Annotated in this window: 25 protein-coding genes; 15 read left to right on the top strand and 10 right to left on the bottom strand. The window is 54.5% G+C overall.

Annotated features, from left to right (window positions below):
- The first annotated feature begins 5 nt into the window (after positions 1 to 5).
- The 10 genes from fliJ to rcsA all read left to right on the top strand — a co-directional run bounded on the left by fliJ (position 6) and on the right by rcsA (position 6,815).
- The gene (gene fliJ, locus V6940_RS02105; RefSeq protein WP_106929946.1) at positions 6 to 449 is read left to right on the top strand and encodes a flagellar export protein FliJ; all 444 of its coding nucleotides are present in this window, start codon (positions 6 to 8) and stop codon (positions 447 to 449) included.
- Positions 446 to 1,648 (top strand): flagellar hook-length control protein FliK, encoded by a 1,203-nt coding sequence (locus V6940_RS02100; RefSeq protein ID WP_333494662.1) that lies wholly within the window; start codon positions 446 to 448, stop codon positions 1,646 to 1,648. The genes fliJ and V6940_RS02100 overlap by 4 nt, the downstream gene beginning before the upstream one ends.
- Positions 1,649 to 1,752: 104 nt before the next feature.
- Positions 1,753 to 2,220 carry a flagellar basal body-associated protein FliL gene (gene fliL / locus V6940_RS02095; RefSeq protein WP_220439315.1) on the top strand — a complete coding sequence of 156 codons (468 nt, stop codon included), beginning with the start codon at positions 1,753 to 1,755 and terminating at the stop codon, positions 2,218 to 2,220.
- A 4-nt stretch (positions 2,221 to 2,224) separates the two neighbouring features.
- On the top strand, positions 2,225 to 3,229 hold the full coding sequence (fliM, locus tag V6940_RS02090) for a flagellar motor switch protein FliM (RefSeq protein ID WP_185669460.1): 1,005 nt from the start codon (positions 2,225 to 2,227) through the stop codon (positions 3,227 to 3,229).
- Positions 3,226 to 3,639 (top strand): flagellar motor switch protein FliN, encoded by a 414-nt coding sequence (gene fliN / locus V6940_RS02085; RefSeq protein WP_185669461.1) that lies wholly within the window; start codon positions 3,226 to 3,228, stop codon positions 3,637 to 3,639. The genes fliM and fliN overlap by 4 nt, the downstream gene beginning before the upstream one ends.
- Before the next feature lie 121 nt (positions 3,640 to 3,760).
- Positions 3,761 to 4,096, top strand: a complete 336-nt coding sequence (fliO, locus tag V6940_RS02080) for a flagellar biosynthetic protein FliO (protein WP_333494994.1) — start codon at positions 3,761 to 3,763, stop codon at positions 4,094 to 4,096.
- Positions 4,096 to 4,833: a flagellar type III secretion system pore protein FliP gene (gene fliP / locus V6940_RS02075; protein ID WP_333494661.1), complete on the top strand. Its 738-nt coding sequence runs from the start codon at positions 4,096 to 4,098 to the stop codon at positions 4,831 to 4,833. The genes fliO and fliP overlap by 1 nt, the downstream gene beginning before the upstream one ends.
- A 9-nt stretch (positions 4,834 to 4,842) precedes the next feature.
- Positions 4,843 to 5,112 carry a flagellar biosynthesis protein FliQ gene (gene fliQ / locus V6940_RS02070; RefSeq protein WP_062778154.1) on the top strand — a complete coding sequence of 90 codons (270 nt, stop codon included), beginning with the start codon at positions 4,843 to 4,845 and terminating at the stop codon, positions 5,110 to 5,112.
- Between the two features lie 5 nt (positions 5,113 to 5,117).
- Positions 5,118 to 5,912: a flagellar biosynthetic protein FliR gene (gene fliR, locus V6940_RS02065; RefSeq protein ID WP_185669463.1), complete on the top strand. Its 795-nt coding sequence runs from the start codon at positions 5,118 to 5,120 to the stop codon at positions 5,910 to 5,912.
- 279 nt (positions 5,913 to 6,191) lie between these two features.
- Positions 6,192 to 6,815, top strand: a complete 624-nt coding sequence (rcsA, locus tag V6940_RS02060; RefSeq protein WP_333494660.1) for a transcriptional regulator RcsA — start codon at positions 6,192 to 6,194, stop codon at positions 6,813 to 6,815.
- A gap of 50 nt (positions 6,816 to 6,865) precedes the next feature.
- On the opposite strand, the gene dsrB is transcribed toward rcsA, so the two are convergent.
- The gene (gene dsrB, locus V6940_RS02055; RefSeq protein WP_185669465.1) at positions 6,866 to 7,054 is read right to left on the bottom strand and encodes a protein DsrB; all 189 of its coding nucleotides are present in this window, start codon (positions 7,052 to 7,054) and stop codon (positions 6,866 to 6,868) included.
- A 164-nt stretch (positions 7,055 to 7,218) separates the two neighbouring features.
- Here dsrB and V6940_RS02050 point away from each other — a divergent pair, with 164 nt between their 5' ends.
- Positions 7,219 to 7,434, top strand: coding sequence for a YodD family protein (locus tag V6940_RS02050; protein WP_333494659.1), 216 nt, complete (start codon positions 7,219 to 7,221; stop codon positions 7,432 to 7,434).
- Positions 7,435 to 7,751: 317 nt separating this feature from the next.
- On the opposite strand, the gene dgcQ is transcribed toward V6940_RS02050, so the two are convergent.
- The 3 genes from dgcQ to V6940_RS02035 all read right to left on the bottom strand — a co-directional run bounded on the left by dgcQ (position 7,752) and on the right by V6940_RS02035 (position 10,787).
- A complete protein-coding gene (gene dgcQ / locus V6940_RS02045; RefSeq protein WP_333494658.1) occupies positions 7,752 to 9,458 on the bottom strand; it encodes a cellulose biosynthesis regulator diguanylate cyclase DgcQ in 1,707 nt (568 codons plus the stop codon).
- 160 nt (positions 9,459 to 9,618) lie between these two features.
- Positions 9,619 to 9,798 carry a YodC family protein gene (locus V6940_RS02040; protein WP_333494657.1) on the bottom strand — a complete coding sequence of 60 codons (180 nt, stop codon included), beginning with the start codon at positions 9,796 to 9,798 and terminating at the stop codon, positions 9,619 to 9,621.
- Between the two features lie 77 nt (positions 9,799 to 9,875).
- Positions 9,876 to 10,787 (bottom strand): DUF808 family protein, encoded by a 912-nt coding sequence (locus V6940_RS02035; protein ID WP_333494656.1) that lies wholly within the window; start codon positions 10,785 to 10,787, stop codon positions 9,876 to 9,878.
- Positions 10,788 to 10,962: 175 nt separating this feature from the next.
- Here V6940_RS02035 and yedA point away from each other — a divergent pair, with 175 nt between their 5' ends.
- Positions 10,963 to 11,874 carry a drug/metabolite exporter YedA gene (yedA, locus tag V6940_RS02030; RefSeq protein WP_333494655.1) on the top strand — a complete coding sequence of 304 codons (912 nt, stop codon included), beginning with the start codon at positions 10,963 to 10,965 and terminating at the stop codon, positions 11,872 to 11,874.
- Here yedA and V6940_RS02025 read toward each other — a convergent pair.
- The 4 genes from V6940_RS02025 to drpB are packed head-to-tail and all read right to left on the bottom strand — an operon-like array spanning position 11,849 to position 14,823.
- On the bottom strand, positions 11,849 to 12,343 hold the full coding sequence (locus tag V6940_RS02025; RefSeq protein WP_333494993.1) for a very short patch repair endonuclease: 495 nt from the start codon (positions 12,341 to 12,343) through the stop codon (positions 11,849 to 11,851). The genes yedA and V6940_RS02025 overlap by 26 nt on opposite strands.
- Entirely contained in the window at positions 12,324 to 13,745 is a 1,422-nt protein-coding gene (locus V6940_RS02020; protein ID WP_333494654.1) for a DNA cytosine methyltransferase, read from the bottom strand. The genes V6940_RS02025 and V6940_RS02020 overlap by 20 nt, the downstream gene beginning before the upstream one ends.
- Positions 13,746 to 13,785: 40 nt before the next feature.
- On the bottom strand, positions 13,786 to 14,496 hold the full coding sequence (locus tag V6940_RS02015; protein ID WP_333494653.1) for a phosphohydrolase: 711 nt from the start codon (positions 14,494 to 14,496) through the stop codon (positions 13,786 to 13,788).
- 45 nt (positions 14,497 to 14,541) lie between these two features.
- A complete protein-coding gene (drpB, locus tag V6940_RS02010) occupies positions 14,542 to 14,823 on the bottom strand; it encodes a cell division protein DrpB (protein ID WP_333494652.1) in 282 nt (93 codons plus the stop codon).
- A 707-nt stretch (positions 14,824 to 15,530) separates the two neighbouring features.
- Between drpB and ompC the strand changes: the two genes are divergently transcribed.
- On the top strand, positions 15,531 to 16,694 hold the full coding sequence (gene ompC / locus V6940_RS02005; protein WP_333494651.1) for a porin OmpC: 1,164 nt from the start codon (positions 15,531 to 15,533) through the stop codon (positions 16,692 to 16,694).
- A 52-nt stretch (positions 16,695 to 16,746) separates the two neighbouring features.
- Here the strand turns inward: ompC and V6940_RS02000 are convergent, their stop codons facing one another.
- Positions 16,747 to 17,643: an N-acetylmuramic acid 6-phosphate etherase gene (locus V6940_RS02000; protein WP_333494650.1), complete on the bottom strand. Its 897-nt coding sequence runs from the start codon at positions 17,641 to 17,643 to the stop codon at positions 16,747 to 16,749.
- A 168-nt stretch (positions 17,644 to 17,811) separates the two neighbouring features.
- Here V6940_RS02000 and V6940_RS01995 point away from each other — a divergent pair, with 168 nt between their 5' ends.
- Together V6940_RS01995 and dcuR are read left to right on the top strand one after the other, a co-directional pair.
- Complete coding sequence (locus V6940_RS01995; RefSeq protein ID WP_333494649.1) at positions 17,812 to 19,431, top strand: sensor histidine kinase; 1,620 nt, start codon at positions 17,812 to 17,814, stop codon at positions 19,429 to 19,431.
- On the top strand, positions 19,428 to 20,147 hold the full coding sequence (dcuR, locus tag V6940_RS01990) for a two-component system response regulator DcuR (protein WP_333494648.1): 720 nt from the start codon (positions 19,428 to 19,430) through the stop codon (positions 20,145 to 20,147). The genes V6940_RS01995 and dcuR overlap by 4 nt, the downstream gene beginning before the upstream one ends.
- Here dcuR and V6940_RS01985 read toward each other — a convergent pair.
- Entirely contained in the window at positions 20,128 to 21,093 is a 966-nt protein-coding gene (locus V6940_RS01985; protein ID WP_333494647.1) for an FAD:protein FMN transferase, read from the bottom strand. The two genes, dcuR and V6940_RS01985, sit on opposite strands and share 20 nt — an antisense overlap.
- Positions 21,094 to 21,126 lie beyond the last annotated feature (33 nt).

Here is a 21,126-nt window from a genome sequence, read left to right as displayed (position 1 = left end):
CAAATATGGCGCAGCACGGTGCATTAGCAACGCTGAAAGAATTGGCAGAAACCGACGTGGACAACGCCGCCCTGGTACTGGGCGAGATGCGCCGCGGCTGCCAACAGGCGGAAGAACAGCTCAAGATGTTGATGGACTATCAACTGGAATACCAGAACAGCCTGAACAACGACATGACGCAGGGCATTGCCAGCCTGCGATGGCAGAACTACCAGCAATTTATCCAGACGCTGGAAAAAGCCATCGATCAGCACCGTCAGCAGTTAGTTCAGTGGAATAACAAAGTGGAGCAGGCTCTGAACTTCTGGCGCGAGAAAAAACAGCGCTTGCAGGCATGGCAGACGCTCCAGGACCGTCAAGCCTCTGCCGCGTTGCTGGCAGAAAACCGTCTTGATCAGAAAAAAATGGATGAGTTTGCCCAACGCGCAACCTTGAGGAAACCCGAATGATTACTCTGCCTAACCTTGCTGTCAGCGATGCGAACCTTGCAGGCGCGGACGCGACGGCGAAAACCCCGGGGTCTCCCGAGGATTTTCTGGCGCTGCTGGCAGGCGCATTAACCCAGAGCGCCGATCCAAGCGGTGCGAAAAACGCACTGTTGACCGGCGACGATGCAAAAAGCCTGCGCGATATTAAAGTCCAGGGACAGTCATTGACTAAATGGCTGGTTCAGCAGGAAGCCACACGAGCCAACGCTGGCACCGAGCCTGACCTCGATTTATCAACTTCGAGCGACGCGCAGTCGCTGCTCAGCTCGCTGGCTGCGCACCTGAAAGGTGAGCTAGCTGGCGACAAAACCGACATCGCCGGTGCGAAGAGTGACGACGATTCCACTGAGAGCAAACTCAGCGACGACGACCTGAAAAGTCTCAACGCGTTGATGGCAATGCTGCCTGTCACCCCGCCGATTCAGCAGACGACGACCGTCACTGCGCCTGTGCAACATGGTGACACGCTCAGTTCGCTGACCAGCGCACTCAGCCGTGGTGGTGCAAAATCTCAGGGCTTTGTGGATGTCAAAGGCACGCCGACCACGCAAACGGGCGTTGATGCTCGCACGCTGCCCGCCGATTCCGCCTTTGTGATCCCAACGCAGAAAGCAGAATCGGAAAGCGTCTCAAGCCCAACGGCCGCAACCGCCGCGCTGGCACCGGTCGCCAACCAGAACAATGCAGCTCCGGTTCTTCCGGCAGCGGCAACGGCAAACATTCGCGCCCAGCTTGGCACCCCGGACTGGCAGCAGAACGTGAGCCAGCACATCACGCTGTTTACCCGTTCGGGCCAACAGACCGCAGAACTGCGTCTGCACCCCGAATCACTCGGGCAGGTTCACATTACGCTGAAGGTGGAAGACAACCTGGCACAAATCCAGATGGCCTCACCGCACAGCCACGTTCGCGCCGCGCTGGAAGCTGCGCTGCCGGTACTGCGTACACAGCTTGAGGAGAACGGTATTCAGCTGGGGCAGAGCAATATCAGCAGCGATGGTTTTGCCGGGCAGCAGCAACAGCCTTCGTCCCAACAGTCGTTTGCCGCGCGTAGCGACGCTGACGGCCGAGAAAATCAGGACGACAATGAGCTTCTTGCCGTCCCTGCCGCCCTGCAATCCTCCGCTCGCGGGGACAATGCGGTAGACATCTTTGCTTAAACGCCCGAGGTAACACGATTATTCCCGTCTTTTCCACGCTTTGACCCGCGCGGGAGGCGGGATAATCATCGGATAAGCAGTAGTAAAAAGGAAGACCGCATCAGATGACTGACACCGCTATCAATAAAAAGAGCAAACGCTCCCTCTGGATCCCCCTGCTGGTGCTGGTAACGCTCGCCGCCTGCGCCACCGCAGGCTACAGCTACTGGCGTTTAACCAACAAAGCGGAGACCGCCGCGCCAAAAGAAGCGCCGCCGCCCGCCGCGCCGGTCTTCTTCCCGCTGGATACCTTTACCGTTAATCTCGGCGATGCCGACCGCGTGCTGTACGTTGGCGTGACGCTGCGCATGAAGTCTGAGACCGACCGCGCCCGTCTGAATGACTATCTGCCGGAAGTGCGCAGCCGTATGCTCCTGCTGCTCTCTCGCCAGGATGCGACTAAGCTTGCTACTGATGATGGCAAAAAACAGCTCGCCGCCGAGATTAAAGAGACGCTGAGCGCGCCGTTGATTGCTGGTCAGCCGAAACAGAACATTACTGACGTGCTGTATACAGCCTTTATTTTGCGATAGCACCATGGGCGATAGCATTCTTTCTCAGGCCGAAATTGACGCGCTGTTGAACGGCGACAGCGACAATCCTAACGAACCGCAGGCACGCGCTGTGGGCGAAGATGACATTCGCCCCTACGATCCCAATACCCAACGACGCGTCGTCCGCGAGCGTCTGCAGGCGCTGGAGATCATCAATGAGCGTTTTGCCCGTCACTTCCGTATGGGGCTGTTCAACCTGCTGCGCCGTAGTCCGGACATCACCGTGGGGGCAATTCGCATTCAGCCCTACCACGAATTTGCCCGCAACCTGCCGGTGCCGACCAACCTTAACCTGATCCATCTGAAGCCGCTGCGCGGTACCGGTCTGGTGGTGTTCTCGCCAAGCCTGGTGTTTATCGCCGTGGATAACCTGTTCGGTGGCGATGGGCGTTTCCCGACCAAGGTAGAAGGTCGCGAGTTCACCCATACCGAGCAGCGGGTTATCAACCGCATGTTGAAGCTGGCGCTGGAAGGCTATAGCGACGCGTGGAAAGCGATTAACCCACTGGAAGTGGAGTACGTGCGCTCGGAGATGCAGGTGAAGTTCACCAATATTACCACCTCGCCAAACGACATTGTGGTGAATACCCCGTTCCACGTAGAGATCGGTAACCTGACCGGCGAGTTTAATATCTGCCTGCCGTTCAGCATGATCGAGCCGCTGCGCGAACTATTGGTCAACCCGCCGCTGGAAAACTCGCGCCATGAAGATCAGAACTGGCGCGAAAACCTGGTGCGCCAGGTGCAGCATTCCGAGCTGGAACTGGTAGCGAACTTCGCCGATATCTCGCTTCGACTGTCACAAATACTCAAACTACAACCCGGCGATGTGCTGCCGATAGAGAAGCCCGATCGCATTATTGCGCACGTCGACGGCGTGCCGGTGCTAACCAGCCAGTACGGCACGGTTAACGGACAATATGCGCTGCGCGTAGAACATTTGATCAACCCGATTTTGAATTCGCTGAACGAGGAACAGCCCAAATGAGTGATATGAATACTCCACCCGATGACAACAGCGGATCCGTGGACGATCTGTGGGCTGACGCGCTGAACGAACAGAAAACGACCAGCAGCAAAAGCGCTGCCGATGCGGTATTTCAGCAACTGGGCGGCGGCGACGTCAGCGGCACGCTGCAGGATATCGATCTCATCATGGATATTCCGGTCAAGCTGACCGTTGAACTGGGGCGTACCCGGATGACCATCAAAGAGCTGCTGCGTCTGACGCAGGGTTCCGTGGTGGCGCTGGACGGTCTGGCCGGCGAGCCGCTGGACATCCTGATCAACGGTTATCTGATTGCCCAGGGCGAAGTCGTGGTCGTGGCCGACAAGTACGGCGTACGCATCACCGACATCATTACGCCGTCAGAACGTATGCGCCGCCTGAGCCGTTAAAATGAGTACCAACCACGCTGCGCCACCCGCCTCTACTACCCACGCCGCCGCGCCGTCAAGCCACGGTGCGGCGACGGCACCGGCCACCACGCCGGTGACCGTTGCCCATGTCAATGAACCTATGACCTCACCGTTGATTCAGGTGAGCGGTGCATTGCTGGGCATTATTGTCTTAATTCTCGCCGCCGCGTGGGTGGTCAAACGCGTGATGCCTGGTGCGATGAGAAATCAGGCCGCTAGCGGGCTGAAAGTGAGCGCCAGCGCTTCACTTGGCGCTCGCGAACGCGTCGTCATTGTGAACGTCGACGATGCGCGCCTGGTGCTAGGCGTCACTGCCCAGCAGGTCACGCTGCTGCATAAGCTGCCGCCCGCACCGACCGATAGCCAGCCGCAGGCCGCTGCGCCTGAGTTTGCTTCACTGATGAAAAATATGCTTAAGCGTCCCGGGAGATCCTGATGCGTCGTGTTTATTCCCTTGCGCTGAGCGGGCTATTACTGCTTTCGCCTTCAGCATTTGCTGAACTTCCTGGCCTCATCAGCCAACCGCTGGCGAACGGCGGTCAGAGCTGGTCGCTGCCGATTCAGACGCTGGTATTCATTACCTCGCTGACTTTTCTTCCGGCCATTTTGCTGATGATGACCAGCTTCACCCGCATCATCATCGTCTTCGGCCTGCTGCGCAGCGCCCTGGGCACGCCGTCCGCGCCCCCTAACCAGGTGCTATTGGGGCTGGCGCTGTTCCTCACCTTTTTCATCATGTCGCCGGTCATCGACAAGGTTTACACCGACGCCTATCAGCCGTTCAGCGAGGACAAAATCACGATGCAGGACGCGCTGGAAAAAGGCGCACAGCCGCTGCGTGAATTTATGCTGCGTCAGACGCGTGAAGCCGATCTGGCGCTGTTTGCCCGGTTGGCCAACAGCCAGCCGATTCAAGGGCCAGAAGCAGTACCGATGCGCATCCTGCTCCCTGCTTACGTCACCAGCGAGCTGAAAACCGCCTTCCAGATTGGCTTCACCATTTTTATCCCGTTCCTGATTATCGACCTGGTGATCGCCAGCGTACTGATGGCGCTGGGGATGATGATGGTGCCCCCCGCCACTATCGCGCTGCCGTTTAAGCTAATGCTGTTTGTGCTGGTTGACGGCTGGCAGCTGCTGGTCGGTTCGCTGGCGCAGAGTTTTTACAGTTAAGGAGTACCCATGACCCCTGAATCCGTCATGATGATGGGCACCGAAGCGATGAAGGTAGCGCTGGCGCTGGCCGCTCCGCTGCTGCTGGTGTCGCTGGTCACCGGTCTGATTATCAGTATTCTGCAGGCTGCGACGCAGATTAACGAAATGACGCTGTCGTTCATTCCAAAGATCATCGCCGTATTTATCGCTATCATCGTCGCCGGGCCGTGGATGCTTAATCTGCTGCTGGACTACGTGCGCACGCTGTTCAGCAACCTGCCCTATATCATCGGCTAAGCGCGATGCTCAATTTTACCAGTGACCAGTGGCTCTCCTGGCTCAGCCTCTATTTCTGGCCGCTGCTGCGCGTGCTGGCGCTGGTCACCACCGCGCCTATTTTAAGCGAACGCTCGGTGCCTAAACGCGTCAAGGTGGGGTTGGGCATCATCATCACCCTTGTTATCGCCCCTTCTTTGCCGGTGGTGGAAGTACCGATTTTCTCCGCAGCCGCACTCTGGCTGGCGCTACAGCAAATTCTTATCGGCATTGCGCTCGGGTTTACCATGCAGTTCGCTTTTGCCGCGATACGCTACTGTGGCGAGATTATCGGCCTGCAGATGGGGCTGTCGTTTGCGACGTTTGTTGACCCTGGCAGCAACCTCAACATGCCGATCCTGGCGCGTATTATGGATATGCTCGCCCTGCTGCTGTTTTTGGTGTTTAACGGTCATTTGTGGCTGATTTCGCTGCTGGTCGACACCTTCCACACCCTGCCCATCGGCGGCGAGCCGATCAACAGCAACGCGTTTCTGGCGCTAACCCGCGCGGGCGGCATGATCTTCCTTAACGGCCTGATGCTAGCGCTGCCGATTATCACCCTGCTGCTAACGGTTAACCTGGCGCTGGGGATGCTAAACCGCATGACGCCACAACTGTCGGTCTTCGTTATCGGTTTTCCCATTACGCTCACCGTCGGTATTCTGTTGATGGCCGCATTAATGCCGCTTATCGCACCGTTCTGCGAGCACTTATTTAGCGAGATATTTGATCTATTAGCAGATATTATCAGTGAGTTACCACGCATAAATTCTCCATAATCCTCTCCTGGTTATTATGAGGAAATTCCTAAAGTCAAACGCAAAAAACATCTACCAGCATATCGCTGGCGCGGGTTATTTGTTTTTAGGTCTTTCACATAACATAACATTTACTTTACTTTGAGATGATTCCTGGCAAATTATACGTAACTTTACGGGATAGTTGATGCCGCCTGTTCGTCTTCATCCTCTTGTTTTTTATTTTTTCCAGGTTCGTTGCGGCGATGAAGTTCGAGGGCACTGGGTTAATTATCGTTACGCATTGAGTGAGGGTATGCCATGTCAACGATTATTATGGATCTATGTAGTTATACGCGGCTAGGGTTAACCGGATACCTGGCCAGTCGTGGGGTAAAAAAACGTGATATTGACAATGTAGATAACGTCGACGGGCTCGCTGAGATCTGCGCTGCTCGCGGTCCAGCTGTCGTGTTTATTAATGAGGACTGCTTCATTCATGATGTGCAGAGTAGTCTGCATATTAAGCAGATCATTAATCAACACCCCAGGACGTTGTTCATTGTTTTTATGGCGATTGCCAATATACATTTTGACGAATATCTGATGGTGCGCAGTAATCTGCTAATTAGTTCTAAATCAATAAAACCCGAAACGCTCGATAGCATTCTGGGGAATTATCTGAAAAAAGAAACGGCAGAAGTAAAGCAAGCTAATATCTCTACCCTGTCATTAAGTCGGACGGAATCCAGCATGCTGAAAATGTGGATGTCAGGCCAGGGAACGATACAAATATCCGATCAGATGAATATTAAAGCCAAAACCGTATCGTCACATAAGGGTAATATTAAAAAGAAAATAAAAACGCATAACAAGCAGGTTATCTATCATGTTGTCCGTCTGGCGGAGAATGTCACTTCCGGTATTTACGTCAATATGCGCTAGGACAACAACAGCAGGGAAACTGGCGGTATCGCTACCGCCAGATGATTTGATTACGCTTCGCTCTCCACGAAAATACCATCAGGATGCCCCGACTCGTTGAAGAACCAGATCCCCAGCGGATAATCTTCCAGCGACACCAGATACATCGTTCCTTCATTGAACTGCTCGATTGCCAGCACGACACCGGAGCGACGCGGCCCCCCATCTGTCTTGACCGTCACACGATCGTTAACTTGCATAAACGTCATCTCCTGAGTGGTTTAGCCCAGTTTAGAACAAAATGACCGCGCTGACAGCGCCCCGCTGCATAAGTGCTTAATTCTCATTCACATTGACCTGATTGCTCATTTTTTGAGCAAAAACATTCATTAGATGTATACTTATACAGGGACGGAAATAAAGGATGTCGGTGATGAAGATGGCGATTGACCCCCGAGGGGTAAACGTTGATGCGCTGCTGGCGGCGATTAACGAAATCAGCGAAAGCGAAATCCACCGCGCGACGGATGACCCACATCACGTGAGCGTCGACGGCCGCGAATACCATACCTGGCGCGATCTGGCGGAAGCCTTTGAGCTGGATATCCACGACTTCAGCGTAACGGAAGTCACGCGCTAAATGGAAAAAAAATCCCGACACGCGAGCGTCGGGATCAACCTTGCCTAAGCAAGAAGCATTGAAATATTCGTTACATCAGGAAACCTGACGTGGGTGAAACATTATCTTCGTTTATGTTGAATGACAAGAATTATTCACCTAATAAATTAATATGACAGCATAGTCGTGCTTACGTAGACACTTCACTAACATAATGATAAATCAGGAAGATAGCGTTTTTATTTTCAGATTTGCGCCAATCAGGCTTTAAGATTAATCCCATTTAACCAGGCTTCCATAAGTTAAATTTATGTTTCGTGCCGTAATTAATCACCCTGCTAGCCATCTTTCGCACAGACCTGATTTCGCCCACCGGTTTTTGCCTGATACAGCCGCTTGTCGGCAATAGATTGCAGGTGCTGGAAGTCATACTGCTCCAGCTCCTCGCTGCTGCATACGCCCAGCGATGCGCTCACCCGGATAGTCTGTTTTCTGGCAATCAGGATCTCCCGACTGTTGATGCTGTCCCGGATACGTTCGGCAATCACCTCCGCCTCCGCCAGCGACGTGCCTGGCAGCACGATACAAAACTCTTCCCCGCCGACACGGCCCGCAATATCGTCTTTGCGGATCTTATTCAGGATCACCCTCCCGATATGAATCAGCACCCGGTCACCGGCCTGATGGCCAAAGCGGTCGTTGATGCTTTTGAAATGGTCCAGATCGAGTTGGATCACCGCCAGCGGTTCATTGGCCTGCTGAGAGGTCGCCAGCGCAATACCCGCACGCTCGAAAAGCGCCCCACGGTTGTAGAGGCGGGTGAGCATATCGTGCCACGCACGCCACGAGAGTGAATCCTGCAGAGAGGACATATTGCGTACCATACGGCGGATAACCATCCAGGAGATCAGCAGCATGGCGGTAAACAGCAGCCACAGCAGCGTGATGGCAATACTGATTGAGCCGAAATCACCGCGAATCCCCTCTTCCAGAGAGTGGATGCGCAGCAGTACACCATCAAAATTCCGCAGCTTCTCCCAGCTGATATAGCGCGACAACTGGCGCACATTACCTTCATTTTCCGATTCGTAGGCCCGCGCCAGCTGCGCCTGGACTTCCTGCGACAGCTGGGTGTGCTTTGATTTATCGGGTTCAGAAGAGGCAATCAGGTTCATGCGTCGGTCATAAAGCTGATATTCGCCTTCATCCTCCCCTTCCACCGCGTGCGTGAGAAACTGGGTCATTTCGCTGACCGAGAGCTGAATAGCCAGCACGCCAAACCAGTACTGCTGATAATCAAGCGGCACCGCCGCCGTGACGGTCTGCGCCACCGGCGTTTTATCGCGGCTAAAGGTGGTATGCCACTTAACGCCCCGCTCCGGGTTATCCCGCTGCGACTGCTGGATAAACCACGGACTGGTTGCCAGACGATAGTAATATTCAGTGATGCTGCCTTCCTGCGTCGGTTCGGTGCTGAGATAAAAACCGGCACGTGAGACGTACAGCATATGCGTTTCAAAGCGCGCCAGATGCTGACGCGTCATTGCCGACAGACGCAGCAGATAACCAAGTTCAATGGCGGCCATAAACTCGTTACCCAGCAGAGGGTTATCGCGCGAGAGCAGATTAGTATGTTCAACAAACGTATCGGAGACGCCGTTCAGCGGCAGCGTGCGGTTGTTATTAAGGGAGATTCGCCAATCAGCCTGCGCGCGCTGGCGTTCAAACTCTTGCTCGGCGGTGCGCAGCACTTCGAACGCCAGCGGGATTTGCAGCGCCGATTGCATGCCGTTGCGGAAAAACATCAGCCGGTCGGTATTGAACTGCAGCTGCGCGTCCATATCGTTGGTGACGTTCTTCAGATTATTACGCTGGCTGGAGATATAGGCGTCTTCAAGCACGATGGTTTCGCGCCAGGTCAGCAGCGTTGAAAAGAACAACACCACCAGAAAGCAGATATTCACCACTCGGTCTGGACGAATGCGGCGCATTAATTTTGCCCACCAGCCTGTGGGGGTTACTGTCGTCACGTTCACGGGAGGCATAATTGCGCTCCCACACTCTCGTTAGGGCCGAGCACCCGATACCGTTCTATACTGGCCTGCTGCTGATAATTCATGGTGCTCCACGACGACATACTACGACAAAACGCCGGAATAATGCGGCGCTAAACCGCCCGGCTAGCGCCGGGCGCAAAGGTAGAGACTAAGCTTGCTCTTGCGGAGAAATCTCGCCTGGGATCAGCTCTTCCTCGCGGAATGCCTCCCGCTTGACGCCAAAACCGTCATACCAGCGGCACTCTACCATCCCGCTGGCATACCCCGTTACAACCATTCGCGGCCCACCGTTTTTGGGCCGGACTTCATCACTGACCAAAAAGACCATTGTTGCCTCCGGTATCAGGGTGAAACTGTTTCACCTTAGCCGATCCACAGACGGTTTGCGTACCGGAACCGCACTTTTTATGCGTCTGTCTGCCGCCAGCGTGAAACCAGATTGACCGCCGCCAGCACCACTGCGCCGATGATAAAACCAAGGACCAGATTGGCGAGCACCGGTACCAGCGCGGCAAGCCATGCGGCCTGCTGGGCGGCAAACGCTTCGATAGCGTGATGCACCGGCGCCACGCCGTGGACCACAATGCCGCCACCGACAAGGAACATCGCCAACGTGCCCAACACCGACAGCGTTTTCATCAGCCAGGGAGCAACCACCAGCAGTCCTTTGCCCACGCCTTGCGCCAGCACGCTGTGCTTCTCCACCAGCCAGTAGCCCATATCATCGAGCTTCACAATCACGCCGACCAGGCCATACACGCCGATGGTCACCAGAACGGCGATGCCGGATAAAATCAGCACCTGATTGAGCAGCGGCGCTTCTGCCACGATACCGAGAGTAATAGCAACGATTTCTGCGGAGAGAATAAAATCGGTGCGGATAGCGCCTTTGACTTTGTCCCGCTCGTAAAGGCCGGGATCCTGCTGGGCTATCGCTTCCAGTCGCTGCTGACGCGCGGCTTCGTCACCTTTATGCTTGCGTTCATGAAGGGTATGCAGCACCTTCTCCACGCCTTCAAAGCAGAGGTACGCACCGCCAATCATTAACAACGGCGTCACGGCCCAGGGAATAAACGCGCTGATGAGCAGCGCCAGCGGCACCAGAATGACCTTGTTGAGCAGCGAACCTTTCGCCACGCTCCACACCACCGGCAATTCCCGGTTGGCCCGCACCCCAGACACCTGCTGGGCGTTCAGCGACAAATCATCCCCCAGCACGCCAGCGGTTTTCTTCGCCGCCAGTTTCCCCATCATTGAGATATCATCCAGCAAGGTGGCGATGTCATCTAACAAGGTTAATAAGCTACTTCCTGCCACAAACGACTTCCTTCATTTTTTTAGTGATAACAAAGTATGAAGCAAAATCACGCGGGGCGTAAGAGATACATATTTATAACATAAAGACAACATCAACCCCTGAATTAAAGCACTCGCCAGCGCGGTAGTTTTGGCGTTTACTATCTGCCTGCTTGCTATTTTGCCGTGAGGAAGTATGCGTTTTAAACAACTGTTACCGCTGATAGGCGCGCTGTTCGCGCTGTACATCATCTGGGGCTCGACCTACTTTGCCATCAGCATTGGCGTTGCCAGCTGGCCCCCCTTAATGATGGCGGGCATTCGCTTCCTGTCGGCGGGCGTGGTGTTAATGGGTTTCCTGCTTGCTACCGGGCATCGCTTACCGGCGCGTAAACCGCTGATCAATGCCGCCATCATCGGCGTTCTGCTGCTGGCAGTGGGTAACGGGATGGTAACCGTCGCGGAACATCAGAACGTGCCTTCTGGTATCGCTGCCGTGATGGTCGCGACAGTACCGTTATTTACCCTCTGCTTTAGCCGCTTCTTTGGCATTGCCACCCGTAAACTGGAGTGGTTGGGGATTGCCATTGGTCTCGCGGGCATTGTGCTGCTCAACAGCGGCGGCAACCTCAGCGGCAACCCGTGGGGCGCATTGATGATCCTGATTGGCTCGTTGAGCTGGGCATTTGGTTCGGTATATGGCTCGCGTATTGAACTGCCGACCGGCATGATGGCGGGCGCCATCGAAATGCTGGCCGCCGGTATTGTCCTGATGGTCGCCTCGCTGCTCAGCGGTGAGCGTTTAACCACCTTGCCGAGCCTGCATGGTTTTCTGGCGGTGGGCTATCTGGCGGTCTTTGGCTCGATCATTGCCATCAACGCCTATATGTATCTGATTCGCAACGTCACGCCAGCAGTGGCAACCAGCTATGCCTACGTCAACCCGGTGGTCGCCGTGCTATTAGGCACCGGCTTTAACGGTGAGCACCTCTCCGGGACCGAGTGGCTGGCGCTGGCCATCATCATTGCCGCCGTGGTACTGGTGACGCTGGGGAAATATCTCTTCCCGGCGAAAGCCGCCGCTATTCCCTGCCAGACGCAGAAGTAAAACTCAGGCGAGAAATTCCCTGTATATCGATCTGCGCGCTGCTTTCGCCGCCGCAGATCCACTCCTCCAGCCGCTCGCATAGCGCCAGGTCCGTCAGCTTCTCACGCCCACGCAGCGCGCATTCCCACACCACCAGCACACGCCAACCCTGAGCAATGAGCTGGCGCATATCCCGCTCATCGCGCGCGACGTTAGCGCCAATTTTATTCAACCAGAAGTCGGTGCGCGTCGCGGGCACCTTAAACAGATAGCAGTCGTGGTGATGCCAGAAGCAGCCGTGGGTAAATATCACGCAGCGGTAGTCGTCGAGGGTAAAGTCGGGGCGGCCCGGCAGGCGCGTGTCCTGCGCGAGCCACTGCAAACCAAGGCTATCCAGCAGCGCGGCCATCCGTTTTTCAATGGCGGTATTCTGCGCGCCGATGGCGCGCATATTCTTACTGCGGGTGGCCTTATCGTGAACGTCCGCCATCGCCGGTTTCCGAGTCACGCAGTGCCACCGCCTGCAAAATGCGCGTCTGCAGGAGGCGCGCGACGGCAGCAAAGACCGGTACAATCACCGAGTTGCCAAACTGGCGGTACGCCTGGGTATCCGACACCGGAATACGAAAACCGTAGCCCTGCGGTGATTCAAAGCCCATCAGGCGTGCACACTCGCGCGGCGTCAGGCGGCGCGGGCGATGCAGCTGATTTTGCGGATCGTCAAAGTGCTTTTCACCCAGCTCGCGATCCCAGCCACGGTCGATAAGGATCTCCGCGCCGTCTTTGTAATAGCGCGCTGATAGCGTCCGCGCGACGCTGCTGGCGCGCGTAGGGTCCACCAGACCGTAACCGAATCCGTTGCCCTTCTCCTGGTGCTTGCGTGCATAGCGGTAGAGATATTTCCACAGCACTGGGGTGAGGATAAATTTCGGGTTAACGCTCGGCTCCAGAAGCTCGCCGAAGGTCGGGCGCTGCGCCGGATAGAGCGACGGGATATCACGCAGGGTAAAGCCGTCGTGCAGCCCTAAATCACGGCGAAAACCGACCAGCACAATGCGCTCACGGTGCTGGGGCAAGAAGTGCTGACCATCGATGATTTTCGGGTCATCGGCCCCCATATCAGCAGCGTCGGAGACTTCATAGCCCAGCTCATCCAACGTCTGCATAATAATGCGGAAGGTTTTGCCGTTATCGTGGCTCTTCAGATTTTTGACGTTTTCCAGCACAAAGATAGGTGGCCTGCGGGCATCAATAATGCGCACCACATCGAAGAACAGCGTGCCTTGAGTATCGCAGGCAAAGCCGTGCGCCCGGCCCAATGCATTCTTTTTTGATACCCCCGCCAGCGAGAACGGCTGGCACGGGAAGCCCGCCAGCAGCACGTCGTGCTGAGGAATCGAGGCCCGGATATGTTCCTGGGCTTCACTGTCGCTGATGTCAGGCTGATTGCTCAACGTCACATCGCGGATATCGGCATTAAACCGATGTTCTATCGGGTCGCAGTACCAGTTAGCTTTGTAGGTGCGCACCGCGTGTTTGTTCCACTCGCTGGTAAACACGCACTGGCCACCAATCGCTTCAAAGCCGTGGCGAATGCCACCGATACCCGCAAAAAGATCGACAAAGCGAAACGCATACTTCGGGTGATGCTTCGACGGTTTCGGCAGCAGAGAGGCCAGATGGGCGCACTCATTTTCACTCAGACGCGTGTTGGCGCGCGACAGGGTCACCACGCGTTTCACTATAGCCGGGCTCCAGTGCTGTTCCCCCACAGCGCTAAGCTCAGCGACAACGGTCTTTAAATCGTAAATCTCCAGAATATGCTCAAGCAGCGTCTGAGCATCCGGTGCGCCTAACGACGCGCCCTCGTGTGATAAGACTCGTTGTTGCATAAATTTGACCAGATACAGAAAAAGAAAAATAAACCTGAGGTTACCATAAGTTGCCTGAGTCTGGCGTCGCGAATCTCCGCAGCACCTCCACGTCAACGGCGAGCGGGTCTCCCGCCAGTTCGGCGCTTAGTTTCGCCATAAAGTGCGCAAGAAAATTAGCATTATGCTGCGCCATTTCGCGCCCTTTTTCGGTTTGCATCGTCTCCGGTAGCCGCAACAGCTTGGTCTGGAAATGGTCGAGCGCGTAGGTTTTGTCGTCCAGCTCACGGTTATCGGCGAAGGGATCGTCGGCATCGAACAGCGCCGCGTTCATCGACCCGGAGACGGCGAACACCCGCGCCAGGCCAATTGCGCCTAGTGCTTCCAGCCGATCGGCGTCCTGAACGATTTTAGCCTCTGGGGTATTCGGGGTGATACGCGCGCTAAAGCTGTGCGCTTCAATGGCGTGGGCAACGGCGCCATAGCGTTCAGCGGGAAAATTCGGGAAATCGCGCTGTAGAATCAGCAGCGTTTGCTGTGCTGATAATAAAGAGGAACGGGCGCGATCGGGATGGTTTTTTGGCAGGCTGACGAGATCGTGAAAATAACTCGCCAGCAGAATCACCGTGAGGTCGACGGTATCGTCGGCAGCAATGTGCCTGGCAGTGCGCCAGACGCGGCGAAAATGGGCGATATCATGCGCCGCATCGCTGCCGACATAATGGGTTTCAAACCAACGCTCAACGTCCTGCTGCCATGCTGCTAGATCCATTCCTTCACCGTGGATGAGAGTACATTGACCCCCAGCATAGCAATATTAGCGCTGTTCTTCCTGTTCCAGACGGCGAGGACGAGTATACCAGGCTATCCCGCCAAGCAATGCGCCGACGATGCTAAGCACCAGGAAGCCCAGCAGCGCGCCAATCCATTTCCCTATAGACGAACCGATTTCACCATCGATCGTCGCGCCGGGAATACTCTGTACATCGCTGATGACCCACAGGTAACGCGCCATCGCCCAGACAAAGTAGCCGCAAAACGCGTAAAACACCCACAGCGCCAGTTTGCCGCCTGGGCCACGCTCCATTTGCTCTTCCATAAAAACACTCTCATTACGCTATTCATGTTCACTGCCACGACATCACGCTGGCAATTGATGTGATATCGCTCACATTATAACGATTAATATGGTGCAAGGTAGTCCACCGCTACGTTACCGGTAACAATTTGCCGTTAGCTTGATCTCCAGCAATTTTGTCAGATGACATCTACGCCAACGGAGGTACTCCTGATTCGCAGCAGCGATCTTTCCCCTCTACCCTGCGAAATCGCCTCAACCATGCGGTTTTAATAATAAAAACATTATAATAATTACCAATTTAAATTCACATGATAAATAATCATAAAGTCTTTTTCTGTATCTTTATTTTTTATGACAACCATGCCATTATCCTTCTCGTTATTAGCCTTTTGTTATGCATCAATATATTTATATTTTTGACCTTCCCGATCGTATGCCAGTACGTTCGGGATTTTTTTTGCCTTTACGAGACGCATTCGCCTCACCAATGATAATAAATAGAAAATAACAAAAAAATAATAATCATAGTAAAAACAATGGAAAAACCAGATAAATTAATGCAATACATATCAAGTACAATATAAAAGAAATATTTTGAAATATTTTATATAAACTTCTTACATTTATATTTTTAATAAAAATGAACTCTGCCTATACCATCCAATTTAGCAACAACGGATGGTAATACTTATATTCATATGCGCAATAACGCAAAGGAAAATATAATGAAAACAAAAGCTCTGGCACTGTTAGTTCCAGCTTTACTGATGGCTGGTGCAGCGAATGCTGCTGAAGTTTATAACAAAGATGGCAATAAGCTGGACCTGTACGGCAAAGTCGTTGGCCTGCACTATTTCTCAGACCACAGCGGTGATGACGGCGATCAGTCTTACGCACGTATCGGCTTCAAGGGTGAAACCCAAATCAACGATCAGCTGATCGGCTACGGTCAGTGGGAATACAACATTCAGGCCGACACCCCGGAAAGCGACAGCGGTAACGACTCCTGGACCCGACTTGGCTTCGCCGGTCTGAAATTTGGCGACTTCGGCTCATTCGATTACGGTCGTAACTACGGCGCCATCTACGACATCGAAGCCTGGACCGATATGCTGCCAGAGTTCGGCGGTGACAGCTACACCCAGACCGACGTCTACTTCACCGGCCGTGCTAACGGTATTGCCAGCTATCGTAACAACGATTTCTTCGGTCTGGTGGATGGCCTGAACTTTGCGCTGCAGTATCAGGGCAAAAATGAAGACGGTGGCTCCGGCGAAGGCACCGCTAACGGCGCTGGCGGCAACATGGCGAAAGGCAACGGCGACGGCTTCGCGATGTCCACCACCTATAACTTTACCGATGTTCTGCCGGGCTTAAGCGTGGGTGCAGCCTATTCCAACTCCGATCGTACCAACGACCAGGTGGTTGCTGGCGGCGTCCATAACCGCTACAGCAAATACGCTGGCGGTGATACCGCTGAAGCCTGGACCATCGGTACCAAATATGACGCTAATGACGTCTATCTGGCGATGATGTATGCCGAAACCAACAACATGACCCGCTACGGCAACAACGGCATTGCCAACAAAACGCAGAACTTCGAAGCCGTGGCACAGTATCAGTTTGAATTCGGCCTGCGTCCATCTCTAGCCTGGGTTTATTCCAAGGGTAAAGACATGGGCGGTTACGATGGTCGTCACGGTATTGAGTACACCGACAAAGCGCTGGTGAACTATATCGATGTCGGCGCCACCTACTACTTCAACAAAAACATGTCCACCTACATTGATTACAAAATCAACATGCTGGACGATGACGTACAGTTCTACAACGATAACGGTATCGCCACTGACGATATCCTGGCTATCGGCCTGGTTTATCAGTTCTAATCGACTGGCGTAAAAAAGCCCGCAACGCGGGCTTTTTTTATGCTGTTGCCAACTACGGCGCCTCTTGTAGCGCCACCCGCACAAAACCATTGTTCTGCGTCAGAAGGTCGTGCGCTTTCCAGGCGTCCAACCCGGTGAGAACCATCAACACCGCCGTCTTACATTGGTGATCGCAGCTTTCCAGCGCCGCTTTTGCTACCGCCCGGCTGCACCCGCCCGCTTCCATCACTATCGCAATTTGCCGCTCAACCATATGCGTACCGGTATCGCGGATGTCCACGCGCATATTGCTATAGACTCGTCCGGTGCGAATGGCGAGCCCGGTCGTTAACATGGAGAGCACCATTTTTTGCGCGGCAATGGCCTTTGGATTGCCGTAACCTGCCACCACTTCAGCGCCGGTTTGCGGCGCAATGACGATACTGGCAAGATCGGTTGCTTCGCTTTGTGGATTACGGGTGATCAGCGCGCGTGTTGCCCCCAGAGACCAGGCATGGCGCAGCGCGCCCCACAGCCACGGCGTTTTGCCGCTGACGCTTAATGCCACCAGCATATCTTTTTGCGTGAACCCGATAGCCTGAAGATCCAGCACCCCACGATCGTAGTCCTGAGCAGCCCCCGTCATATCGTGCAGCATCGCCAGCGCCCCACCGGCAATCAGCCCCATGACCGGGTGTTTTTCATCCGGGGAAAATTCGTTTGCGGTCATCACCGCATTGCGCCCGGAAGCGCCAGCACCAACCATCACCACGCGCCCACCGTGGCTAAGGGTGGCCACCGCGTTATCAATCAGCAGGGTAATGTCGTCGAGACAAGGGGTAATCGCATCAGCAATGCGTTTATCTTCTTGATTAATAACGTTCAACATATCACGGGTGGACAGTCTATCAATCTCAGCCGTCGTTGAATTGCGTCGTTCCATGACTGAACCGGCAAGCTTAATGCTCATAAACGGACTCCTTATTATGGGTTCTGAAGCAATACTAAAGTGTTTTGTATGGATTGCTCTGCGAGAACGGTCACAAAGAGAGGTTTGGTTTTGTAAGGGAGGATAGCTTTATGAAATCAGGCACATCGGCGATAATGAGTTTTTGACCTCCGATAATAAAAGGTGTTAATGCGCGCCATGCAGCAAACTCAGCCCCAGCCGAAGCGCCCAATGAAGCTCAGTACGCTGGTGACGCTGATGGTCTGCAGCGTCATCATTTCCGTTTTACTGGTGGTTTACGCCTTCTATTTTGTGCAGATAACCAAAGCCACCCGCTCCGGTGTGGAAGACACCGCCTTTGCTATTGCTCGTACGCTGGCCAACTCCCCGGATATCAAGCGCGGGCTGAGCGAACCGCCGGACCACAATAGCATCCAGCCCATTGCCAGCGCCGTGCAGCAGCACAACGGTTTACTGTACGCCGTTGTCACCAATATGGACGGTGTTCGCTACTCGCACCCGAACGCGCATCTTATAGGCCAGCATTTTATCGGCACCGACCTCCAGCCAGCGCTACAAGGCAAAGAGAACCTCTCAATTAACCACGGCGTTTTGGCTGAAGCCATGCGCGTGTTTACCCCGATCTATAACGATCGGCATCAGCAGATTGGCGTGGTGATTGTCGGCATTTCGCTGCAAAAAGTGGATGAGCAGATTAACGCCGCCCGCTGGAATGCAATTGGGTTCGTGCTGTTTAGCGCCATCGTCGGCCTGCTCGGTATCTGGGGGCTGGTGCGGGTACTCAAAAATATCCTGTTTGGTCTCGAACCCCATGAAATTTCCAGCCTGTTCGAACAGCGTCAGGCCATGCTGCAGTCGATTCGCGAAGGGGTCATTGCCGTCGATGCCAAAGGCCGGGTCACGTTGATTAACCAGGCCGCACGGCAGATCCTGTTTTCACCTCAGGCACCGGCGTTGGGCGCTGTTCAGCATGCGCCGCTGCTGTCGAGTCTGAAAGAGGTGCTAAGCAGCGGCACTCCCGTTGAAAATCGCGAAATCGGCTGTAACGGTCGTCTGCTGCTGTGCAACACCGTGCCAGTGCTCAATAACCGACGCGTGATTGGCGCGATCACTACCTTCCGCGATAAAACTGAAATCAGCCAGTTGATGCAGCGAATGGACGGGCTGGTCAACTACGTCGATGCCCTGCGCAGCCACTCGCATGAATTTATGAACAAGCTGCATGTGATTCTGGGGCTGCTGCACATGAAGCGCTACGATAAGCTGGAAGGCTACATCCTGCAGACCGCGCAAAACTACCAGACCGACATTGGCACCTTGCAGCATAAGATCAAATCACCGATCATTGCTGGCTTCCTGCTCGGTAAAATCAACCGAGCCAGCGATGCCGGGATCGCGCTAACGCTGGCCGAAGAGAGCCTGATCCCGGACAACCCAAATGAAGAGCAGGTCGCGGTGCTGGTCACGGTGCTGGGTAACCTGATTGAGAACGCGCTGGATGCGATGGCAGACCAGGGCGAAGGCGAAATTGGCCTGTTGCTGCACTACCAGAACGGCTGGCTCAGCGGTGAGGTTAGCGACGATGGTCCGGGTATTGCGGCCGATCGCATCGAGGCCATCTTTAATAAAGGATTTTCCACCAAAGGCGAAAACCGCGGTGTCGGACTGTTTTTAGCCCGTCAACAGACGGAGAATCTCGGCGGGACACTTTCCGTCGAGTCAGAGCCGGGCGTGTTCACCCAATTTTTTGTTCAAATTCCCTGGGATAGCGAGAGGACAAGCGCGTGATAAATGTTTTAATTGTCGATGATGATGCCATGGTGGCCGACCTGAACCGCTGCTACATTGAGCGCGTAGATGGGTTCGTCTGCTGCGGTATCGCCTCCACGCTCCAGCAGGCGAAAGATAAAGTGCAGGATGCTTCCCAGTCCATCGACCTGATTTTACTGGATGTCTATATGCAGCAGGACAACGGTCTGGATCTGTTGCCTATCGTACGCGACTCGGGCCGCGCCATCGACGTGATTATGATTTCATCCGCCTCGGACGCCGCCACCGTGCAGACGTCGCTGCGCTATGGCGTGGTGGATTACCTCATCAAGCCGTTCCAGTTTCCGCGCTTTGAAGAGGCGCTGCTGAGCTGGCGTGAGAAAAAGCAGTTGATGGGTAGTCACGCCTACTACGAGCAGGCAGACGTCGATCGCCTGCTGCACGGTGGCTCGCCAGAATTAGCGGACACTAAGCGGCTGCCAAAGGGGCTCACGCCGCAAACGCTGCGCACGCTGTGCCAGTGGATAGATGCGCATCCTGAGACCGAATTCTCCACCGACGATCTGGCACAGGCGGTCAATATCTCGCGCGTGTCCTGCCGTAAATATCTTATCTGGCTGGCGCAGATTAATATTCTGTTCACCAGCATTCACTACGGCGCGACCGGCCGCCCGGTCTACCGCTATCGCTTGCTGCAGGAGCAGTATGGTCTGCTCAAGCAGTACTGCCAGTAAGACGGTACTCACTGTCCAGCAGCGTAAAACGATAGAGGTGGGATGAAGAGAGCACCACCTCTTTGTTTTTAGTCACAAAAATAGCTTCAATGTCCGGGCGCGAACGCAGCGCCGCACACCCTTTCTCCACGCCCATGCCGTACATCAGCGTGGTCCAGATATCGCCGTCAATCGAGTCGGCGCTGATAATAGTCACGCTGTCCAGTTCATTATCCAGCGGATAACCGGTACGCGGGTCGAGAATATGGTGATATAGCTGACCATTTTGTTCAAAGAAGCGCTCATACACGCCGGAGGTCACCACCGATTTATTCTCAATTTCCAGCGTGCCAATCATCGCCCCAGAGGTTGAGAACGGTTTTTTCAGGCCAATTGACCAGCCGCCTTCCGGCGTGCCCAGCGTCTGGACGTTACCGCCAAGATTAATCAGCCCCTGCTCAACCCCTTCCTGACGCAGATAGTCCCGCACGCGGTCGGCAATATAGCCCTTGGCAATCGCGCCAAGATCGATCTCCATACCCATTTGCGCCAGATACACGCTGTTATCGTCGTCGTTTAGTACAACCTGCTCAGGATTAGTGAGCGTCAGCAGGTGCGAAATTTCGTCCGCCGGCGGGACGCTGTCGCCTTTAAAGCCAATACGCCAGCGCTTCACCAACGGGCCAATCGCGAGGTTAAATGCGCTTTGCGGCAGCAGGCTCGCTGATTTAGCGCATTTGATAAGGGCATAAACGGGGGCGCTCACGACGACCGGGTGCTGGCCCGCAGCGTGGTTGATATCCATCACCTGCGATTGGGCGCGGTTGACGGTAAGCAGATCTTCATACTGTTTGATAAGTCGGAAAACGCGTGAGGCAAGCGCTTCGTTATGCGCGAAAAGCTTGAGCAGGATGGGTGACCCCATCAGTACGGCAGAATAGCTGTATACCCTTGTACTGTCTGACATCGATATCCCCTCTGCTGATGGTAACAACCCGGC

Source organism: Kluyvera sp. CHPC 1.251 (assembly GCF_036759945.1).
Taxonomy (GTDB): Bacteria; Pseudomonadota; Gammaproteobacteria; order Enterobacterales; family Enterobacteriaceae; genus Kluyvera; species Kluyvera sichuanensis.
The sequence above is the reverse complement of the archived record's forward strand: the minus strand, read 5'-3'. Positions and strand labels throughout refer to the sequence as shown.